A 20,369-nucleotide genomic window follows, 5' to 3' on the forward strand; every position below is an offset into this window, starting at 1 on the left:
CGCCGGCCCGTCAGGCGGGGACCGTGCGGCCGGGGGACAGGGCGGAGACGGGGCCGGGGGCCTCGGCCCACCGCTCCAGCAGGGCGACGAAGTCCCCGGCCACCGCGGGCCAGTGGTAGTGGTTGAGCGCCTCGACGTACCCCCGGGCGCCCATCTCGGCCCGCCGCTCGCGGTCGTCGCGCAGGCGCAGCACCGCCCGCACCACCGCATCGGCCACCGCGTCGGACCCCGAGTCTGGCGCCGCGCCGGCCACCGGGTCCGCGACGGTGCCGGAAGTCGCGCCGGGCTCGCCGAAGGGGACGATCGTGCCGCAGTCGACCCGTCCCACCAGGGACGCCGCGTTCGGCAGCGGGGTCGTCACGACGGGGATGCCGCGCGCCATGTACTCGACGATCTTCGTGGGCGTCGACTGCCGGTAGTTCGGCAGGTCGTGCAGGAGGGACAGCCCGGCCAGGGCGCCCTCGGCCATCCGCAGGGCGTGCCGGTTGGGAACGTATCCGAACCAGTCGAGCACGCCCTCGCGCTGCGCGTCGCGCAGCATCGGGCGGACCGCGGCGTCGGCCGGCCCGATCAGGTCCAGGCGGATGCCGTACGGGCGCAGCCGCCGGGCGACCTCGATCATCTCGGCGGCGCCCCGCGCCGCGGAGATGTGCCCGACGTAGACGACGCGGGAGTCGCCCGGCGGCGGAGGCGGCGTCGGCGGCACGTACGTGTGGTTGGGCACCACGGGGTGCGGGCCGGGGAAGCGCGCCCGGTAGGCCTCCTCGGCGAGGATCAGGTGGAGGCGGCGCTCCGCCCGGCTCTCGATCGCCCGGATCAGCGGCGGCAGGACGCCGCGCAGCGGCCCCGGCAGGTACGACTTGGCGTCCAGCGCGGCGATCGTGTCCTCGTGGACGTCCCAGACCGTGGGCGGCCTCCTGCGCGGCAGGGTGAGCAGCAGCTCGATGTCGTGGACGAGCAGCAGGTCGGCGTCCCGCGTGGCCCTGCGCAGGGCCGAGGAGGACGCCCGCAGCGCCCTGCTCCGGTGCAGGCCCACCGCCCGGGGCACGTCGACGGCCCGGATCCCCGGCGAAGGAGTCACGTTGCAGTGCGTGAACGGCGCGACGAAGGTCACCTCGTGTCCCGCGTCGAGCAGCGCCCGGATCTGCCGGTGGGTGATCCGCGCGTCCTCCGGGTGATGCACGGTCGTGGCGACACATACCCTCATACAGGGAGGCTGGCCGCGCAGTCCGAAATGACCGGATGCCTCGGGTGAACCCTCCCCGAAATGCGGTTGAACTTCCCGTGCGGGCGCTACTTCGCCTGCACGCTCGGCCTGCGGTAGAGCCAGGTGAGCCGGGGCTCCAGCAGCCACTTGAACGCGGTGCGGGTCACCGGCAGGCACAGCAGGATGGCCAGGGCGAAGCTCGAGCACGCGATGGCCGCCACCCCGAGCGGGCCGTACAGCCAGGGCACGTCGAGCCAGCCCATCTCCTTGGCGATCATGACGGGCACGCCGTGCAGCAGGTAGCAGTAGAGCGTGCGGGTGCCGAGGTCGGTGAACCACGTCTGCCGCCGGGGGACCAGCGACATCACGGCCGCCGACATGGCCAGCGCGGCCACGAGCAGGCCCGTACGCAGGGCCATGCCCTTCCACCACACCAGGTGGAGGTCCTTGAAGCTGTTCTTGTAGTAGATCGGCCCGAGCTTGACGGAGTAGTTCTTCACGAGGAAGACGGCCACGCCCGCCGCGCCGAGCAGGACGAGCACCGACAGCACCCGCACCCAGCGCTGCTTGAGGAAGTCGAAGACCTCCGGCTTGAGCACGAGGCCGAGCACGAAGAACGGCAGCAGGCCGAAGAACCGGTCCATGCTGAAGTCGCCGGTCAGCTCGGAGAACCCGGCGAAGAGGTACACCGCGATCGAGATGACGAACGGGTAGCGCATGCGCTTCCACACCGGTGTGGACAGCCGCCAGAACAACAGCGCCAGCAGATACCAGTTCAACCACGCCGGATCCATGATCGTGATGCTGAACTTGTGCCCGAAGGCGGTGCGCAGCAGGGCGTAGCCCACCTCGACGATCACGTACGGCACGAGGAACGTGTCGACCAGTTTGTTGGTCTTGGCGTTGGAGTTCCAGAAGTTCCTGGACAGGTAGCCGCTGATGATGACGAACAGCGGCATGTGGAAGACGTAGATGAACAAGTACGCGGCCCGGGACGAGTCGGCCGCGAGCGTCGGGACCAGCGCGTGCCCGATCGGCACCATGGCGATGCCGACGAACTTCACGTTGTCCAGGTAGGGATCGCGCGGCTTCCTGGCCCGGGGCGCGGGCTCCTGCTCGGGCTCGCCGCCCTCCATCCCGTCCTGCCGGTCCGTAGGCCGGGCGAAGGGGTCGGCGAACGGGTCGGCGGACCGGCTGGGCGCCTCGGCCCAGGCGGGCAGCGGAGCGCGCAGCGGCCTGCCGAGCGGGCCCGTCTGGCGGGGGTCCGGCACGCCGCCGTCCTGGGCGCGCCGCCAGGGGTCCCAGTCACCCGGGTCGCCCTCCGGGCCGGGCCACGGCGGGGCCGCCGGTGCCTCCGGCACGGGCGCGGCCTGGAAGGCGGCGGGCGCCGCCTGGGCAGCGGTGGGAGGCGTCCGGAAGTCGGTGAGCGGCGCCTGGAAGGCGGTGGGCGGGTCGTCGTCCGGGAACGGCCGCTCGCCGCGCCCGCCGGACGTGGTCCGCTGCGGGTACGGCGGGGCGCCGAAGGGATCGTCCGGCGGCGAGGAGAGCGCGGCGGTGCCGGTCGGCGGGGTGTCCAGGAACGGGTTCACGGACAGGTCGGGGCCGGCCTCAGGACCGGTCTCGGGGCCGCCGAAGGCCGGTGTGGGGAAGGCCGGTGCGGGAAAGGCGGGCGCCGGCGGCGTCCCGAAGACGTCGGTCTCGCCACTGCCGAAGGCCGGCGCGGGAAAGGCAGGAGGCGGGGAAGCGGGGCCGGGCGGAGCTCCGAAGACCTCGGTCTCGCCGCCGCCGAAGGCCGGTGCGGGGAAGGCGGGAGCCTCGCCGGGGGCGGGTGCGGGGGCGTCCGGGCCGGACGCGAGAGGCCGGCGGCCGGGCCCGCTCTGCCCCCGGCCGGGTCCGCTCTGTCCCCGGCCGGCGGAGAAGTAGTCGAATCCCGGGGCAGAGGGCGCGGACTCGGGGGGCGGCGCGCCCAGCCGGGCGGCCCCCGGCCTGCGCGGCTTGCGTACAGGCAGGGGCTGCTTCTCGTACGGCGCCTGGCCCGAGGGAGCGGCGCCTCCCGGACCCTGCTGCGCCCGCGGCGGCGCGTCTCCCGGCTGACCGTCCTCGTGGCGGCCGCGCACGGGCAGATCGGGGTCGCCCTCCGGGCGCGAGCCCGGGAAGCCGCCCTCGTGGCGGCCGTGAAGCGGCGCGCCGGGCCGGTCCGCGTGGGGTCCCTGCTCCGGAGCGCCCGCGGCCGACGGATCCCGGCGGGCCGGACCGCCGTCCGGAGCGGGCCAGTCTCCGGTGATGCGGCCTATCACTCCGGTTGGGGCCTCTTCGGCGTCGTCGTCGACGCCTGGCGGGGAACCGGGAACCGGGGGATGACGGCGGGTGTCACTCACGGAGAAACGCTCAGCTATCTGTCGGGGGAGGCTCGGGGGACGGCCACGCCTCAGGGGCACCCGAGGCGTGCACCGCGTCCTTTCGGACACTAGCGAAGGCGCCCCGGCGCATCAGCCGAACGGGCGAACGGGGCGCGTTCGCCAGATCACCACCCTAACGTTCTTGGACACCTGTGTCGCCCCGGGGGCCGGACGTAACCCACGTGTATCCGTCGTGTCCGGCCCTCCGCGGCCGTTCCTAGCTGGAGCAGATGTCGGTGTCGGAGGTGACCGCGTTGTCCCCGACCTGGAGGGGAATCCGCACGCCCTTCCAGTCGGCGCCGATCACCAGCTGGACGATCGGCCCGCGCACCCGGCCCTTGGGCGCGTCCGGCGGCGGCGACGCCGGGGTGAACGGCGTGACCGGCCCGGTCGCCGCCTTGCCCGTCTCCGGGGAGACGGGGTTGAGCAGCTTGCCGATCAGGATCTTGGAGTAGTTCCAGCCCTGGCCGGTGTAGCGGACCATGGTCTTGGGCTGGTCGCTGCCGTCGGGCTTCTTCGCGTCGCCGACGCCGACGACGTTGAAGCCGAGCCCGGTGAGCTCCTCGGCGACCTCCTTGGCCAGGCCGGACCTGTTGGTGCCGTTGAACACCTGCACCTTGACCTGCTGCGGCTTGGTGACCACCGGGCCGCTCGGCGAGGCGGCGGCGGACGCGGCCGGGCTCGCGGAGGCGGTGGGCGTCACCTCGGTGTCGTTCGCGATGGCCCGGAACAGGTTGCCGGCGGCCGGCTGCTTCCACTGCACGCGGTTCTTGTCGGCCGCGTACGGCTCCCACGGGACCGTGGTGGCCTTGAAGCCCTTGGCCGAGAGCTTCTGCGCGCTCGTCGCGATCTTGATGAGCTCCTCGGTGTTGAGCGCGTCGTCCATCGTGACGGACCGCGCCGCGGCGGCGATGAACTTCTGCAGCTTGCCCACGTCCCTGAGCAGCGCGCTGCTGGTCGCCTTCTTCACCACCTGGGAGATGAAGACCTGCTGGCGCTTGATGCGGGAGATGTCGCTGCCGTCGCCGATGTGCCGCAGCCGTACGTAGCCCAGCGCGGCCTCACCCATCACGACCTGCTTGCCGGCGGGGAGCGTGAGCTTCGAACTCTTGTCGTTGACCGCCTGCGGCAGGCAGATCTGGATGCCGCCGAGCGCGTTGACGATGTTCTTGAAGCCGGTGAAGTCCACCTTCATGAAGTGGTCGATGCGGATGTTGGTGAGGCTCTCGATCGTGCGGCGGGTGCAGATCATCCCGCCGTCGGAGAACGCGGAGTTGATCATCCCCGTGTGCGCGGGGATCAGCGTCTTGTTGCGGGAGTAGCAGGCGGGGATCAGCACCATCGAGTCGCGGGGGAAGCTCAGCAGTGTCGCCGCGTCCCGGTTGGGCGACACGTGCAGCAGCATGATCGTGTCGGTGCGCTCGCCGTCGTTGACCAGGTGCTGGCCGTACCTCTTGTTGTCGCCCGCGCGGGTGTCCGAGCCGACGAGCAGCACGTTGATCGCACCGGTCGGGCTCACGGGGCGGTTCTTGTCGAGCTCGTCGGTGGACGCGCCCCTGTTGATCAGGCCGAGCGTGCTCCGGTAGACCTTGTAGGCCGTCAGCGTGCCGATCACCAGCACGCAGGTCATCGCGATGCTGATCCAGCCGGCGATGCTCAGGCGCGACCGGCCGCCGCCCGGCCCGCGTCGCCGGGGCGGCTCGTCGTCCGGGGGCAGGCCGTCGCCGCCCGAGCCACGACGCCCACGGTCGCCGCCGGACTCGCGCCGCCTGCGGCCGGCGTGTTCGACGGGTCCGCCGGGTCCGCCTGGCCCTGGCCCGGGTCCGCCGGGTCCAGTGGGGGAGGCGCCGTAAGCGGTCTCCTCGTCGCCGCGCCTGCGGCCCCGCCGCCCGGACGGCTCGCTCTCGTGGCCGTCACCGGCGGGGCGGCGGGTCTCGCGTACGGGTTCGTAACCAGGCTCGTAACCGGCCTCGTAGCCGGGCTGATGACCCGGCCCATAACCAGGGCCGTTACCCGGTTCGTGACGGGGCTCGGGGCGCTGGCCGGAGCGGCGGCGTCCACGGCCGCCCTCCTGCGCGTCGGGAGGAAGGCCGTCCTGCTGCCGCCTGCGCCCGCGCGGCATGTCCGCGTAGCCCGCGGGGTCGGCCGGCAGGTCGGCGTAGCCGGCGGGCACGGGAGCGGCCGCCGTCCGGCCGTCACGCGCCGGCGGCTGGAAGGCGCCGCCGTACGAGCCGTCGCCGGGGGGACCCCATACCCTCTGGTCGGCGGAGGCGGGAGAAGGAGGCCCGGCGGGCGGGTTGACGCGCCTGCGCTCGCTCACCTCGGGCCCGCCCAGGAAGCGGCCGGACGAGTGGGCGAGAGGCGGACAGGGTCAACGTTTCGCTCGCACACTTGTCCTCCTTGCCTGGCGATCACAGGGCGCGCTCCGAGCGTAGGTCACGGGAGAGCCTGCGGGCGCCACGATTGGGAGGATCCAGGCCCGGCCTGCGCCGCGCCACTGCCCCCCATGATCCAGGGCCAGAGCATACTAAACACCGACATTTTGGGTATCAGAATCAGTTTGTCTTTACCCCGACTTGGTGTTTCCGAAGCTGTTCGAGCAGGTCACAACATCCTGGCGGCGCTTCCGAGGGGATGGCCGGTCACGCGCCCTCGCGGCCGCCTCGCGACGCCGGCGGGGCGGCCGAGGCGGCCGGCCGTGTGACGGCCAGCGCGGCGGCCAGGCAGGCGAGCGGCACCGCGGGCAGCGTGTAGCGGTAGTCGAACTGCGCCGTCGCGGCGGGAACGAGCAGCAGTGCCCAGGCCGTCGCCCAGGCGAGCCCCCAGCCCCCGGGGTCCGGGGCGCCCGGAGCCCTTCGGGCCGCCGTCGCCCGCCTCGCCGTCCATGCGGCGGGCGGCACCAGGAGGACGGCCAGCAGCGCCGCCCCGGGCAGCCACGCCACCCGCTGGTAGCCCCGCATCCAGCCCGCGAGCGGCTCGGAGATGCGGACGGTGAGCGGCCCCTGCTCGTAGCGCCGGGCGAACTCCTTGCCCACCAGCGCGGGATACCGGCCGGGCGGCGGCGGCACGGTCGCGGGAAAACGGTAGTAGCCGTAGGTGTCGGCGTCCGGGTAGACGGGCCGCCCGGGCGTGAACGACCGGCCCAGCTCGGTCAGGGTCGTACGGAGGTAGTCGAGCGGCTGGCTGCGGATCGCGAGCGAGGCGAACCTCCCGGCCAGCGTGTCGGTCTCCTTGGTGAACGTGATGCCGGGCAGCCGGACCAGGGGCGACGCGGCGTCCCAGATGTACTCCTGGGACACCGGGCGGGCCGCGGGCGGCCGGGGATCGCACAGCACGGCGAGGTCGGCCGGCGGGTCCATCACCGCGCAGTCGGCGAACGACATCGTCCGGGCGTAGAGGAAGACGCCGTTCGAGCCGATGATCCCGAGCCGCTGGTGGCTCGCGTAGAACCAGCCCGCGTACGCGGCGACCGGCACGAGCGCGGTCACCAGGAAGGGCAGGACGATCACGGCCACCACCCTGCCCGGCCGTACCGTGCTCGGCCGCGCCGTTCCTTCGGTCTCCGCCGTGGTCTCCGCCGCGGCGCCCGCTCGCCGCATGCCGTACGCGAGCAGGACCAGCGCGAAGACGGCGATCAGCGGGAGCCCGACGGTCCTGGTCAGCGTGGCGGCGGCCAGCAGGAGGCCGAGCGCGGCGGACGCACGTGCCGTCAGCCGCCGGCGCATCGCCAGGCACACCGCCGCGACGAGCAGGAACGTGAACAGCGAGTCGGAGACGAGCAGGTGCTCCAGCTCGATCTGGTAGGCGTCGAGCAGCACCGGCGCACAGGCCAGGACGGCGGCCCACGCGCGGCCTCCGCGCCGCAGGACGGTCACGTAGACCATCACGCCGGCGAGCAGCCCCAGCACGTGCTGGACGGTCACCACCAGGGCGAAGCTGTGGAACGCCTCGAACAGCCGCAGGAACATCGAGTAACCCGCCGGCCGGACGAGGTCCGGCCTCGGCCGCATCGCGGTGACCACGTACGTGTAGGAGTCGGGGAACCACAGCGCGGGCCGGTAGCCGAGCACGGTCACCAGCCGCAGCAGCGCACCCAGCCCGAAGACCCCGAGAAACCACCGGTGCCGGCGCGCCCAGCCCGGGAGGTCCTCGCGCGCCCAGGCCATCGGACGCACCGGGTCCCGGGGGGCCAGCCGCCCGCGCCCCCAGCGCCGGAGCCGCTCACCCCACCCCGGACGCTCCTCACCCCAGAACGCCTCGTTCACGCCTACTGCGCCGGGCAGCGATTCAGCCGGTTCGCCCCGGAGCGGTCCGCTTACGCCCGCTGTGCTCGCGTCGGCTGTGCTCGCGCCGGCTGTGAGCGATTCGGCCGGTTCGCCCGAGAGCGATCCCCCTCGTAGCGCCCCGCTCACGCGCGGTCCGTTCACGCACGGATCGCCGGGCGGCGATTCCTCTCGTCCGCTCGGGAGCGGTTCCGCGGGGAGCGGCTGCCTGGGGAGCCGCCCCCGCGCGGGAGACCCGCTCCCGCTGTCCGACACCTGCACTCGCCCCCCTGCCCGCTTCCCGGCGTACGCTACCGGAGTCGCCCGCAGTGCTCGGGCCTCAGCGCGGACCAGCGCACGCAGCGGAGCGGAACGGCGTCGCGCTCTCCTGGATCACACGTCTTACCGGTCGCAGTGGACGGTTCAGGCCACCTTCACGGTGTGATCGCCGAAGTCGGCCACGACGTCCAGTGTGCCGCCCAACGCGACGACATAGGCACGCAACGTGTCCAGCCCACCGATCTGGCCGTGCTCGATCTGGGACACACGCGCCTGAGAAATGCCCATGCGTTCGGCGAGGAGCTTCTGGGAGATGCCCAGGCGCTTGCGCATCTCGGCGAGCTGGGCGCCGCGCAACTCTGCCCGCAACTCTTCGCGGCTGGCCTCCCGAGCCGCCACCCGCTCGGGGGAGTCCCAATCAGGGGCGATCTCGCGGATCTTGGCCTTGGTGTCCGACCACTTCACGAACTCGGTCATCCCCGTTCCTCCTTCTCCTTCTCGGCACGGTATGCGGCGTATCGTGCCTCAGCCAACGGGATCGCTGTGCGATACCACCGGTTCCACTCCCCTGCCTTGTCACCGGCGACCAGCACGATCGCCTCCCGCGTGGGGTCGAAGACGAACAGCAGGCGGATCTCCGCCTCTCCGGGAACCCGTGGCCGTAGCTCTTTGAGGTTGTGCAGGACACGAGAGTGGTGGATCCGATCGACCAGCGGACGACCGAGTTTCGGACCTTGCACAGCGAGCTCGTCTAACGCTTCCTCGATCTTCTCCGCAGTGACTGGGTCGTTCTTGCATACGTCGAGGAACCAGGCGTTCACCTCGGCGTGCAGCGTGATCTCCCATGCCATACTGCCAATATAAGAGTTACTTATGTCATTCGACGCGTCAACAGCTCTGTGCGCCGCAGTCGTGTCTGTGGGCGACGGCGACGCGTGTGGTGGGGGACGGCTGGGAGAGGGCGTGTGCCAGGGCGGACCGATAGTCTCGGCTGCATTCCAGCGAACAGTCGTGGGCGTACGCGGCTGCCGGGCGGCGGTCCCGTGGACGGGGTGGCGGGCAAGGCGGCCGACGGGGTGGCAGGGAGGGCGGCGGGCAGGGTGCTCGCGGCCGTCTCCGTCGTGCCCGCGCTCGCGCTGTGCGGATGGCTGCTCGCCGGGCTGCCGCTGCTGCTGCTCGGCTGGTTCCGGCCGCTGCCGATGACGCTGCTGGGCGGTGGAGCGGCCGTCGTGCTGTGCGCGTACGGCCTGCGTCGCCTCCCCGGGGTCGCTACGGAGCACCGATGGCCGACGGCGGCCGTCCTCGCCGTGGCCCTCGGGTCGGGGGTCCTCAACGGGTTCCTGCACGGCGAGCAACTGATCGTCCGGCGCGATCCGGCGACGTACGCGCAGTACGCCGTCTGGCTGGCCCGGCACGGGTCGCTGCCGATCCCGGTGGGCGACTTCGGCGGCCCCGATCCCGCCCTGCGCTTCGGCAGCATGGGCTTCTACCTGGTCGACGGCGGGATCGTCCCCCAGTTCATGGCCGGACCGCCCATGATCCACGCGATCGGCCACTGGCTGGGCGGCGTGCCCGGCCTGCTGCTCGTGCCGCCCGTGCTGGGCGCGCTCGCGGTGCTCACCGTCGCGGGGACCGCGGCGCGGCTGGCGGGCCCGCGCTCGGCGCCCCTGGCGGCCCTCGTCTTCGCGGTCAGCCTGCCGGTCCTCTACACGTCCCGGACCACCTTCAGCGAGATCCCCTCCCTGATCCTGCTGTTCGGCGGGATGAACCTGCTGCTCGACGCGCGGACCCGGCTCCGGGCCACGCCCTCCCGCCCGGAGCCGGAGCCTGACGAAGAGCCGGCCGCGCCCGCGGGGCGGCCGGGTCCGGGCTTCGTGCCCGCCGTGCTCGCGGGGCTGTCGTTCGGGCTGGCGCTGCTGGTCCGCATCGACGGCCTGCGTGACGTGCTGCCCGTCCTGGTCCTCGCCGGGGTGCTGGTCGCGCTGGCCAGGATCACCGGGAACCGGAGGGCGGAGGGCCGGCTCGGCGTGCCCCTCCTGCTGGGTCTGGCCGTCGGCGCGACGTGGGGCTTCACGGATGGCTACGTCCTCGCCCGGCCCTATCTCGCCTATCTGTCCGGTTCGCTCAAGCCCCTCCTGGCGATCTGCGCCGTCGTCGTGGTCCTCACGGCCGCCGGCGCCGCTCTCGCTCCGTGGCTCGCGTCGCGTACGCGGTCGTCCGTCCCCCGTGCCCGGTGGCTGCCCGGGGCCGCGGCGGCCCTCGTCGTGCTGGTCATGGCGGGCTTCGCCGTACGGCCGTGGGTGCAGACCGTGCGGCGCGTCGCGGTCACGCCCGAGGACCGGCTCACGTCGGAGTTCATCGAGAAGACGCAGATCGCCAACGGCCTGGCGCCCGACGGCTCACGGCTGTACTACGAACACTCCCTCGGCTGGCTGTTCTGGTACGTCGGCGTTCCCGTCGTCGTGCTCGCGACCGTCGCGGCGGCGGTGCTCGCCCACCGCCTGGTCAGGGGGCGCGAGTTCGCCTGGCTGCTGCCCCTCGCCGTGATCGGCTGGACGACGGTGACGACGCTCTGGCGTCCCGCGATCACCCCCGACCATCCCTTCGCCTCCCGCAGGCTGGTGCCGGTCGTCATTCCCGGCCTGGTGCTGCTGGCCGTCTGGGGGCTCCGCTGGCTCTCCGGGCGGTTGCGGGAGCGGCTCGCGGGCGAGCCCGCAGGGCCGTTCGGGTGGTTCGCCGCCCGGCCGTGGCGCTCGCGGGCGGCCGCCGCGGCGGGAGCGCTGCTGCTGGTCGTGCCCCCCGCGATCACCTCGATCGGGACGGCGTTCACGCCGGTCAACCGGGGCGAGGCCGCGGCGGTGGCGGGCCTGTGCGGCGCGCTGCCGAAGGACGTCTCGGTGCTGATCGTGGAACGGGTCACGGGCGACCGCCTCACGCAGGTCGTGCGGGGCGAGTGCGGCCTGCCGGTGGCCCGGGTCGGCTACCCCCAGGGCTCCGACGTGCCGCGCCCCGCCGACGTGCTGCGTCTCGCGGGAGCCGTCCGGCGTACCGGCCGGGTGCCCGTGCTGCTCGCGGCCGAGCCCGAACAGCTCATGGCGTACGGCCCGGCGAGCCGGGTGATGAGCCTGCGCACCCGGCAGGACGAGCGGTCGCTGGCCGACGCGCCCAACGGCACCTGGTCGCTCGGCATCGACGTCTGGACGACCGTTCCCACCGGATAGATCCTGTGTTCGGCGTGTGGACTCCCCTGTGACCGAGGAACCGCCCTCCGGCCCCGAGGCCGAGCGATTCGAAGTGAGACCGTCACTTGGCGGGGGAGAGTACCCTTGCCGGACGTGACCACGCCCGAGACCTCTGGAAGCGCCGTGACTCCCGCACAGACACCGTACGTCACGATTGTCCTGCCCTGTTACAACGAGCAGGACCACGTCGTCGACGAGGTCGAGCGTATCTCCGCCGCGATGGACGCCAGCGGTTACACGTACGAACTGCTCGCCGTGGACGACTGCTCCACGGACGAGACGCTCGCGCGCCTGCAGGAGGCGGCGCCGCGCTTCCCGAACATGCGGATCAGGGCGTTCCACCGCAACGGCGGGTCGGGCACCGTACGGCGGATCGGCAGCCAGGAGGCACGCGGCGAGATCGTCGTGTGGACCGACGCCGACATGAGCTACCCGAACGAGCGGATCCCCGAGCTGGTCCAGATCCTGGAGAAGGACCAGACGATCGACCAGGTCGTGGGCGCGCGGACCACCGAGGAGGGCTCGCACAAGTTCCTGCGGGTGCCCGCGAAGTGGTTCATCCGCAAGGTCGCCGAGCGGCTGGCCGGGCAGAAGATCCCCGACCTCAACTCGGGCCTGCGGGCCTTCCGCAAGTCGGTGGCCAAGCCGTACCTGCGGCTGCTGCCCCCCGGCTTCTCCTGCGTCACGACGATCACGCTGGCGTTCATGTCGAACCAGCACGACGTCTACTACCTGCCCATCGAGTACGCGAAGCGGGCCGGGAAGTCGAAGTTCAACTTCGTCTCCGACGCCTACCGCTACATCCTGCAGGTGCTGCGGATGATCATGTACTTCAACCCGCTCAAGGTGCTGATGCCGCCCGCGCTCTGGCTGGTCGGCATCGGCCTGGTCAAGGGCGTGTACGACATGATCAGCCACCTGGCCTTCTACCTCACCAGCAACACCGTCGTGACCTTCCTGTCCGGCATGCTGATCGGGGCGGTGGCCCTGCTGGCCGACCTGATCGTGCGATCCAGGGGTGACGTTTGAGGATCGCGATCGTCGGCCCGACGTATCCGTACAAGGGCGGCGGGGCGCAGCACACCACCGAACTGGCCCACCGGCTGCGGGCGGCCGGGCACGACGTCGTCATCGAGTCGTGGCGGGCGCAGTACCCGTCCTTCCTGTATCCCGGGCAGCAGACGATCGACAGCCCGGAGGGCGAGCCGTACCCCGGCACCCGCCGTGACCTCGACTGGCGCAGGCCGGACGGCTGGGTCGCCTGCGGGCGGCGGCTGCGCGGGGCCGACCTCGTCGTGCTCGCCGTGCTCAGCCCGGTGCAGGTGCCCGCCTACCTGGGAATCCTGTACGGCCTGCGCCGCCGGGCCCGGGTCGTGGCACTGTGTCACAACGTGCTGCCGCACGAGAGCAAGCCGTACGACCGGCCGCTGGTGAAGGCGCTGCTGCGCCGGGTGGACGGCGTGCTCGCGCATTCGGAGCAGCAGGCGGACCTCGCCCGCGGGCTCACCGCGGCGCCGGTGCGGGTGGCCGCGCTCGCGCCGCACCTGCCCGCGCGCGGCGCCCGGACCGGCGAGGGCCGCGAGCCGTACGGAAGGCTGCTCTTCTTCGGCATCGTCCGGCCGTACAAGGGGCTCGACCTGCTGCTGGAGGCGCTCGCGCAGGTGCCGGACGTGCGGCTGACCGTGGCGGGCGAGTTCTGGGGCGGTCTGGAGGAGACCCGCGCCCTGATCGGCCGCCTTGGCCTGGCCGGTCGGGTCGACCTGCGGCCGGGGTACGTGGCGGCCGACGACGTGCCGGGGCTGTTCTCCGAGGCGGACGCGCTGGTGCTGCCGTACCGTTCGGCGACGGCCAGCCAGAACGTCTGGCTCGGGCACGAGCACGGAGTGCCGGTGATCGCCACCCGGGTCGGGGCGCTGCCGGACAACGTCCGCGACGGCGTGGACGGCCTGCTGGTGGAGCCGGGCTCGGCCGGGGCGCTGGCCGAGGCGATCAAGAGGTTCTACGAGCCCGGGACCCCGGAACGGCTGCGGGCGGGCGTCGCGCCCGTCGATCCGGAGCCGCACTGGGCCGTGTACCTGGACACCCTGCTCGCCGCCGCGCCGTCGGCCTGAGCGGCCAGGGGACTCGTCGCGACTGAGCCAGGAGGCGGCTCGGGGCCGGGCCGCGAAGCCTGCTCAGCGGGCGAGCCGCTGGGGGCCGAGCCGTTCAGCGGGGCCGTGCGGCTCACCGGGCGCGGGCGGCTCATCGAGTGCGGGCGGAGAGGTCGCCCGGCGCTTCGGCGCGGACCCCGCGGGCGAGGAGGAAGCCGAGGCCGGCCCAGGTGACGTCGGCGAGGGTGAACATCACCCGGGACACCACGGCGACCACCAGGGCGCTGGGCGTGTCGAGCAGCGGGGCGAGCGCCACGACCATCGCGCCCTCCCGCACGCCGATCCCGGCCGGGACCACGACCGTGAGGATGCCGGTGGACCAGGCCAGCGCGTACGCCCCGGCCGCGATCGCGTAGAGGGACACGCCGCCGGGTCGCAGGCCGCCCACCAGCGCCCACAGGTGCACGCCGTACACGAGCCAGCCCGCCATCGTCCACGCGGCGGCCCTGGTCATGTCCGCCCCGCTGGGCACCCGGTCGAGCGGGTCCCGGCGGGCGACGCGGAGGGCGAGGTTGAGGCCCCAGGCCAGGACGCGCGGGTGGAGGCCGACGAGGATGATCGGGACCAGCGCGAGCAGCCACCACGCCTCCCGCGCGATCTGCCCCGACAGCGTGGCCGCGGTGAGGGCGAGCGCGCAGCCCAGCGAGGTCACCAGCCCGAGGGCGGTGGCGCCGAACGTCCGCCGGGGCGGCGCCCCGTGGTCGCGCGCGAGTTCCATCATCGCGGCGAACGCCCAGACCGCGCCGGGGATGTACTTGCCGAGCTGGCCGACGAACAGCACCCGCGCGGCCACGCGCAGCGGCAGCGGGGAGCCGAGCCCGGCGAGGATGTCGCGCCAGGCGACCAGCATGAACGCCAGCCCGGCGAGCACGGCCAGGAACGAGACCCCGAGCGACCACCACGACAGCCGCTCCAGGGCGGCCCAGGTCTCCGTCCCGTTCCGGGCGAGGCCGTACGCCAGGAAGGCGAGGGCGGCCAGGGCGAGCAGCACGCGCGGCAGCGGGCCGGAGCGCAGGCGGTTCGGCAGGCGCGGCACGGGCACAGGGTACGGCCTGACGCTACCCGCGGGTAGGTCCGCCGCGCGGGTTGTCCACAGCGTGGGTTGATCGGCGACGGGGGCGGGGCGGGCACGGGTACTGTTGGGCAGCGTGGACGACCGTCAGGACGCGAGGGTGATCGACCGGTGAGCGGGGAACGCGCGGCCCAGCTGGAGTACTCCGAGTTCCAGGGCGCGATGCTCGACGAGGAGAAGCGCCGCCGCAAGGCCGCGAAGATCATCGCGGTGCTCGCGCACTTCCTCGGCAGGGACGCCGGCAAGCCCGAGGAGGCGTTGTCCGGGCTGACCGTCGGCGACGTGGGGTGCTCGGCCGGGTTCATCGCCGACGAACTGGCCGCCGCGGGCGCGCGCCGCACGCTCGGGCTCGACATCGACGTCCCCGGGCTGCGCAGGGCGGCCGACCGCTTCGGATCCCGGGTCGGGTTCGTCTGTGCGGACGGCTCCCGGTTGCCGCTGCCGGACGGGTCGGTCGACGTGCTGGTCTTCAACCACATCTACGAGCACGTCGTGGACCCCGACGCCGTGATCGCCGACATGCACCGGGTGCTGTCCGACGACGGCGTGCTCTACCTCGGCCTGGGCAACCGGCTTGGCGTGATGGAGCCGCACTACAAGCTGCCCTTCCTGTCGTACCTACCGCCCGCCGCGGCCGACCGGTACGTGCGGGCGTCCGGCCGGGCCGACCACTACTACGAGCGCTTCCGCACCCGCCCGGGGTTGCGGCGAATGCTCGCGGACTTCCACGTGTGGGACTACACGTTCCCGGTGCTGGCCGCGCCCGAGCGGTTCGCGGGGGGCGAGCTGTTCCCCGGCGCCGTGGGCCGCGCCGCCAAGGCCACGCTGGAGCGCACCCCGCGCCCGGCGCTGCGGGCACTGCTGCCGGTCGTCCCCACCTATCTGTGGGTGGCCACCAAGACGCCCCGCCGTCCGCTCGGCGCGGCGCTTCCGCAGCCGCCGGAGCCGGTGCGCACGTCGCGATGAACCGCCGCAAGCTCGTACGCACGCTGTTCCTGCTGGTCGCCCTCGGCTTCGGGATCTGGGCCGTCGCGGGCCAGTGGAGCGCCGTGGCGGACGGCTTCGCCCGGCTGCACTGGGCGGCGCTCACCGGCTCCCTGGCGGCGGTGCTCGGCGCGCTGCTCGCGGGAATGCTGATGTGGCGGGCGCTGCTCGCCGACCTCGGCTCGCCGCTCGCGTTCACCGACGCGGCGAAGATCTTCTTCGTGGGCCAGCTCGGCAAGTACATCCCCGGGTCGGTGTGGCCGATGCTCGCGCAGATGGAGATGGGCCGTGACCACGGCGTGCCCCGCTCGCGGAGCGCGGCCGCCTTCTTCCTCACCTACCCGGTCTACCTGGGCACCGGCCTGCTGGTGTCCGCCGTCACGCTGCCGGTGCTCGCCGGGCAGTCGGTCTCCCGGTATGCCTGGCTCCTGCTGCTCGTGCCCGTGCTCGCCGCCGCCCTGCATCCCGCCGTGGTCAACCGGGTCATCGCCTTCGGGCTGCGACGGCTGCGCAAGGAGCCGCTCGAACGGCCGCTCTCGCGCCGCGGCCTGCTCGTCGCCTCGGGCTGGGCCCTGGCCGGCTGGGCGGCGTACGGCGTGCATCTGGCGCTGATCGTGCGGGGTCTCGGCGCGGAGGGGACGCCGGCCCTGGTCCTGAGCGTCGGCGCGTTCGCGCTCGCCTGGTGCCTGGGGTTCGTCTTCATCGTGGCGCCGGCCGGGGCGGGTGTGCGCGAGGCCGCGATGGTCGCGGCGCTCGCGCCCGTGCTCGACCGGCCCGCGGCCATCGCCGCCGCGCTGTGCTCCCGGCTGCTCGTGTCCCTCGGCGACCTGGTGTGCGCCGGGGCCGCCGGACTCGCCGCCCGCCGATCCACCCGTACGCGGGAGGAACCCGTCATCCGAGCCTGATTCCGTGGATTGGGTGCGGATTTGCGCATCCTGGGAGGCAACCCCCATGTGATATCACTCACGTTTCGGGGGAGGCCGGAAATAGAGTGACAAGGGAGGGATGCTGGGCAGGCGTCCGTGCGTGGCGTGGGCCCGAGGGTCCCTGCCGGACACCTGCCGGAACAGCGGGACCGCGAGGACGGGGGGGAGCTCCGCCGGAGCGGGCCCAGTGAGGGGAGCGATTCACTTGACACCCCGAGTGCTCGTCGACGCCGCCGCCGTCCCCGCCGATCGCGGCGCCCTCATCAGGTATGTCGACGGTCTGGTCGCGGCCCTGCACGAGGCGGGCGCCGATCTCGCGCTGGTCTGCCAGCGCGCGGACGCCGAGCGGTACGCGGCCCTGGCGCCCGCGGCGCGGATCCTCTCCGGACCACCCGCGATCACCAACCGGGACAAGCGGCTGGCCTGGGAGCAGACGGGGCTGCCCGTCCTCGCCCGGCAGGCCGGGGCCCAGGTGATCCACGCCCCCTACTACTCCATCCCGCTGGGCTCCGGCCTGCCCACGGTGGTCACCGTCCACGACGCCACCTCGTTCACCGACCCCGACCTGCACGACCCCGTCAGGGCCTCGTTCTTCCGGTCGGCCACCCGTACGGCCGTCCGCCACGCCAACCGGGTGATCGTGCCGTCGAAGGCCACCCGGGACGAGTTGGTCCGGGTGCTCGCCGCCGACCCCACCCGGATCGACGTCGCCTACCACGGGGTCGACTCGGCGCTGTTCCACCCGCCGGCGCCCGAGGACGTGCGCCGGGTGGCGGGCCGCATCGGCCTGCACGGCCGGCCGTACGTCGCCTATCTGGGCGCGCTGGAGCCGCGTAAGAACGTGCCGAACCTGGTGACCGGCTTCGGCCGTGCGGTCGCGCACCTGTCCGACCCGCCCGCGCTGGTCCTGGCGGGCGGTCCGGCCTGGGACGAGGAGGTCGACGCGGCGGTGGCCGCGCTGCCGCCCCGGGTGAAGGTCGTGCGCCCCGGCTACCTGCCCTTCGCCGACCTGCCGGGCTTCCTCGGCGGGGCGCTCGCGGTCGCCTCGCCGTCGCGGTGCGAGGGGTTCGGGCTGCCGGTGCTGGAGGCGATGGCCTGCGGGGCGCCCGTGCTGACCACCCACCGGGCCTCGCTGCCGGAGGTGGGCGGCGACGCCGTGGTCTACACCGAACCCGACGCCGACAGCATCGCGCGAGCGCTGCGGGCCCTGCTGGAGTCGCCGGAACGGCGCGCGTCCCTGGCCGCGGCCGGAGTCACCCGTTCGCGCGAGTTCACCTGGAAGCACTCCGCCGAGGCCCACCTCGCCGCCTACCAACGCGCCGTCGAGGGTTAGCGCCACTCCGATCCGCCGGGATCCAATCGATGCTGATCCGCGCACCGCGCTCGCGCCGATGTCGGCTCTGTCTAGTGGACCGGCCCTTGACGCGGAGACCCCGCATCAATTCGTTCAGCTCATGGCCGGTGAAACGGTCGGCGCCCTGAGCTCCTGCGGCACGTCCCAGCCCGAGCGCATCATATTTTCCCAGTTACCGATCTCGACGTTGTCGATGGCGTCCGCGAGGCTGCTCAGCCGGGCCTGTTCCGCATACGGCTTTGAGAAGGCGAGACCACGCGTCTCCTCCCAGATGTGCTTGGTGGCGTTCGGATTCACCCAGACCTCGGTTCCGGATGACGTCGTGAGATCAGGGTAGGCGGAGCACTGCCTCGATGAACTCGGCAGGGGGGAGATAGGAGTGCTTGTCGATGTAGTGCACGATGAGCGTCGGAGCTGAATACACAACGCCGTCCTTTGCGGCAACGTGGATTTCTCCGGTCCCCAACCAGGCATGTCCACTCCGGCTTCCCGGCACAGGGATCCTGATCGGTGATTCCTCCTCACAGAACTCGCAGTAGTGGAGTCCCCGCATGACATCCTGCGGGGTCGAGGCGAGGCGGTTGAGGATGGCAAGGACCGCGGGAGCGCATCGCCCCGTCTCAAACTCCCGGCCCCTGCCCAGCCATCCGACGTTCAGCATCCTCACGCCGTTGTGAGGTGCGGGCAGATTCGCGTCCTTCCAGTAGGTGTACGGCGAGAGATCCTCGTACGTCGCCACTTATCTGACCTCCTGCCATGCCGCCCAGTGGCAGGTCCCCATGCGGGGTTTCAGTAGTTCGCTGAGATGAGTCGCGCTGTCCACGGTGTGGGACTGCTCACGGATGGTGAGCCCCACCGGGGGTTTGAGCATGTAGTCGGGCGCTGCTTCTCCAGGCCCGTACACACGGACCGGGTTGCGGCCCGTCCCGCTTTCGATGCCGACTCCCACGATGTCTGGGATTTTCCCGGCCGCTGCCTCACAAACAGCTGGGGATTCCAGCGGGAGCCCTGCAGACTCCCGAGCAGCCGTTCCCAGGCATCCAGGTCGGCGTCCATCACGTAGATGTCGCGCACGGGGCCCGGTTCGTCGTCGGTGAACAGCGGGATGAGCGACTCGAAGTCGCTCGCATGCGAGCCTGTCACAGGAACCCCTTCCGTCCGCGGCTCTCGGCCGTGGACACTCCGCAATCGTCCCTCGCTCATGCCTCCCTCGTAGCGGTTATCAGTAAGGCTCAGGGGCATAGCAGACCGGGGCCTCGCCGAACCCGTCCCAGTAGATCCAGAGCCGACCACATTCTGGACAACGGAATATCGACTTGCATCTCAGATAGACGTCCTCCGCGTCGACAATTCCCTCGAACTCGTCGAAGTCGACGTCCGAGATTATTTTCCACTCCAGGCGATTCGGTATCTCACCGCTGGTCGTGATGATACGCCCGCAGGCGCAGCGGAGTTTGGCCATGAGCGCACCGTCCACAGAATAGGCGTCCAGGATGGTCAAAAAATCCCGGACCATTCTCGCCAACCCGAGGAGGTGGGAGCTGTCAAGATCTACGTCGAATTCGCGACGGGACAGCAAGAGCCAGCTATCGTCGGGGTCGTCATCCCTCAGAGTTGTCCCGCACACATAGATCATCTTTGCCATGACTACCTGGCTCTCCAAGGCGACTGGGCGCTCACCCATGAATGGATGAGTACCTCAGCGCTCCTCGGGACGCAAATGGCCCTGCGGTACGGATCGGAGTTACCGTTGAATCACGCCTCGCATGTGATAGGTGTCTTGTTCGGCGGGTTGTTGACATCGTCAGTAACTCACATAATCCCAGCTCGGAGGACACCTCTCCCCGTATTCAGGTCACTTCAGTCACCTTTCGGTCCGTGGATCCAGGCTCAGGTTCCCCTGCGGCTATCCAGGATCGCTCGCCAGTGGTGTTCGATATCCGCATCCGGCACCCGCGGAGAAAAGTTCTCATCGAACATTGAAACCATCTCGCGAGACTCGATCATGGGCAGCCCGATCGCTTCACTGAGAACCCTCATCAGGTTGAGGGGAGTCAGCTTGAAGAATTCGTTCAGTGCGAGAAAGCTGAGCAAATCAATGAAACGGCATCCTTCACTAATATGCTGACGAACGTCGGCTGCAACGCCTTCCATCCAACCCCCTATCTTACGAAGCGGACCAGGGCGTTCGTGTAGGCGCCCGGGCCGCCGACGACCTTCTGCACCTGGACATCTGTCAGGTCGTTCCCGGTGAAGGTGCGGCAGGTTCTTGATCGTGAGATTCAGGGGGGCGGACGGGTCAGCGCCCTGAGCTCCTGCGCTCGTCCCAGCCGGGCGGCGCGTCGCGGAATTCCTGGAGCCTTTCCGGCGGTTCGCCCTGCGGCCTTCTCGAAACGCCGTCCGGTTGATGGATCAGCTCCAGTTCCTCGACTTCTTTCTCGCTTTTCGTGTGCCCCAGCGTTCGGGACATTTGCAGGTGGAGCAGCATTCTTAC

The 20,369-nt window shown here is 71.7% G+C and carries 19 protein-coding genes; 6 read left to right on the top strand and 13 right to left on the bottom strand.

The features are described 5' to 3' along the window. Positions 1-10: 10 nt before the first annotated feature. The 6 genes from HHX37_RS12840 to HHX37_RS12865 all read right to left on the bottom strand — a co-directional run bounded on the left by HHX37_RS12840 (position 11) and on the right by HHX37_RS12865 (position 8,998). Positions 11-1,207: a glycosyltransferase gene (locus HHX37_RS12840; protein WP_182885520.1), complete on the bottom strand. Its 1,197-nt coding sequence runs from the start codon at positions 1,205-1,207 to the stop codon at positions 11-13. Positions 1,208-1,293: 86 nt separating this feature from the next. Further along, positions 1,294-3,585 carry an acyltransferase family protein gene (locus HHX37_RS37700; protein WP_182885521.1) on the bottom strand — a complete coding sequence of 764 codons (2,292 nt, stop codon included), beginning with the start codon at positions 3,583-3,585 and terminating at the stop codon, positions 1,294-1,296. A 238-nt stretch (positions 3,586-3,823) separates the two neighbouring features. Continuing rightward, positions 3,824-5,926 (bottom strand): LCP family protein, encoded by a 2,103-nt coding sequence (locus tag HHX37_RS12850; protein ID WP_182885522.1) that lies wholly within the window; start codon positions 5,924-5,926, stop codon positions 3,824-3,826. A 322-nt stretch (positions 5,927-6,248) separates the two neighbouring features. Next, positions 6,249-7,871: a phospholipid carrier-dependent glycosyltransferase gene (locus HHX37_RS12855; protein ID WP_310740347.1), complete on the bottom strand. Its 1,623-nt coding sequence runs from the start codon at positions 7,869-7,871 to the stop codon at positions 6,249-6,251. 420 nt (positions 7,872-8,291) lie between these two features. Next, positions 8,292-8,624 carry a helix-turn-helix domain-containing protein gene (locus HHX37_RS12860; RefSeq protein WP_182879765.1) on the bottom strand — a complete coding sequence of 111 codons (333 nt, stop codon included), beginning with the start codon at positions 8,622-8,624 and terminating at the stop codon, positions 8,292-8,294. Continuing rightward, complete coding sequence (locus tag HHX37_RS12865; RefSeq protein ID WP_182879766.1) at positions 8,621-8,998, bottom strand: type II toxin-antitoxin system RelE/ParE family toxin; 378 nt, start codon at positions 8,996-8,998, stop codon at positions 8,621-8,623. Before HHX37_RS12865 ends, HHX37_RS12860 begins: the two co-directional genes overlap by 4 nt. Positions 8,999-9,190: 192 nt before the next feature. On the opposite strand from HHX37_RS12865, the gene HHX37_RS12870 reads away from it, so the two are divergent. The 3 genes from HHX37_RS12870 (at position 9,191) to HHX37_RS12880 (ending at position 13,500) form a co-directional block, all read left to right on the top strand. Further along, on the top strand, positions 9,191-11,368 hold the full coding sequence (locus HHX37_RS12870; RefSeq protein ID WP_310740348.1) for a hypothetical protein: 2,178 nt from the start codon (positions 9,191-9,193) through the stop codon (positions 11,366-11,368). Positions 11,369-11,482: 114 nt separating this feature from the next. Further along, positions 11,483-12,418: a glycosyltransferase family 2 protein gene (locus tag HHX37_RS12875; protein WP_307801069.1), complete on the top strand. Its 936-nt coding sequence runs from the start codon at positions 11,483-11,485 to the stop codon at positions 12,416-12,418. Beyond that, on the top strand, positions 12,415-13,500 hold the full coding sequence (locus HHX37_RS12880; RefSeq protein WP_182885523.1) for a glycosyltransferase family 4 protein: 1,086 nt from the start codon (positions 12,415-12,417) through the stop codon (positions 13,498-13,500). The genes HHX37_RS12875 and HHX37_RS12880 overlap by 4 nt, the downstream gene beginning before the upstream one ends. A 130-nt stretch (positions 13,501-13,630) precedes the next feature. Here HHX37_RS12880 and HHX37_RS12885 read toward each other — a convergent pair whose 3' ends face one another. Beyond that, positions 13,631-14,575 (bottom strand): lysylphosphatidylglycerol synthase transmembrane domain-containing protein, encoded by a 945-nt coding sequence (locus HHX37_RS12885; protein WP_310740349.1) that lies wholly within the window; start codon positions 14,573-14,575, stop codon positions 13,631-13,633. A 147-nt stretch (positions 14,576-14,722) separates the two neighbouring features. Here HHX37_RS12885 and HHX37_RS12890 point away from each other — a divergent pair, with 147 nt between their 5' ends. From HHX37_RS12890 to HHX37_RS12900, 3 genes are all read left to right on the top strand, one after another. Then, the gene (locus HHX37_RS12890) at positions 14,723-15,577 is read left to right on the top strand and encodes a class I SAM-dependent methyltransferase (RefSeq protein ID WP_310740350.1); all 855 of its coding nucleotides are present in this window, start codon (positions 14,723-14,725) and stop codon (positions 15,575-15,577) included. Then, complete coding sequence (locus tag HHX37_RS12895; protein WP_182885524.1) at positions 15,574-16,500, top strand: lysylphosphatidylglycerol synthase transmembrane domain-containing protein; 927 nt, start codon at positions 15,574-15,576, stop codon at positions 16,498-16,500. The genes HHX37_RS12890 and HHX37_RS12895 overlap by 4 nt, the downstream gene beginning before the upstream one ends. 226 nt (positions 16,501-16,726) lie before the next feature. After that, positions 16,727-17,854: a glycosyltransferase family 4 protein gene (locus tag HHX37_RS12900; protein ID WP_111701734.1), complete on the top strand. Its 1,128-nt coding sequence runs from the start codon at positions 16,727-16,729 to the stop codon at positions 17,852-17,854. Positions 17,855-17,968: 114 nt separating this feature from the next. On the opposite strand, the gene HHX37_RS12905 is transcribed toward HHX37_RS12900, so the two are convergent. The 6 genes from HHX37_RS12905 to HHX37_RS12925 all read right to left on the bottom strand — a co-directional run bounded on the left by HHX37_RS12905 (position 17,969) and on the right by HHX37_RS12925 (position 20,363). After that, positions 17,969-18,172: a hypothetical protein gene (locus HHX37_RS12905; protein ID WP_182885525.1), complete on the bottom strand. Its 204-nt coding sequence runs from the start codon at positions 18,170-18,172 to the stop codon at positions 17,969-17,971. 31 nt (positions 18,173-18,203) lie between these two features. After that, positions 18,204-18,614, bottom strand: a complete 411-nt coding sequence (locus HHX37_RS12910) for a hypothetical protein (RefSeq protein ID WP_220502828.1) — start codon at positions 18,612-18,614, stop codon at positions 18,204-18,206. Next, positions 18,615-18,824, bottom strand: coding sequence for a putative adhesin (locus tag HHX37_RS38175; protein ID WP_396775510.1), 210 nt, complete (start codon positions 18,822-18,824; stop codon positions 18,615-18,617). It lies immediately after the preceding gene. A 273-nt stretch (positions 18,825-19,097) separates the two neighbouring features. Then, positions 19,098-19,559, bottom strand: a complete 462-nt coding sequence (locus HHX37_RS12915) for a hypothetical protein (protein WP_182885526.1) — start codon at positions 19,557-19,559, stop codon at positions 19,098-19,100. A 206-nt stretch (positions 19,560-19,765) separates the two neighbouring features. Then, a complete protein-coding gene (locus HHX37_RS12920) occupies positions 19,766-20,029 on the bottom strand; it encodes a hypothetical protein (RefSeq protein WP_182885527.1) in 264 nt (87 codons plus the stop codon). 145 nt (positions 20,030-20,174) lie between these two features. Beyond that, a complete protein-coding gene (locus tag HHX37_RS12925; RefSeq protein ID WP_182885528.1) occupies positions 20,175-20,363 on the bottom strand; it encodes a hypothetical protein in 189 nt (62 codons plus the stop codon). Positions 20,364-20,369 lie beyond the last annotated feature (6 nt).

This window comes from Microbispora sp. H10885 (assembly GCF_014161415.1).
In the GTDB taxonomy this organism is placed as follows: Bacteria; Actinomycetota; Actinomycetes; order Streptosporangiales; family Streptosporangiaceae; genus Microbispora; species Microbispora triticiradicis.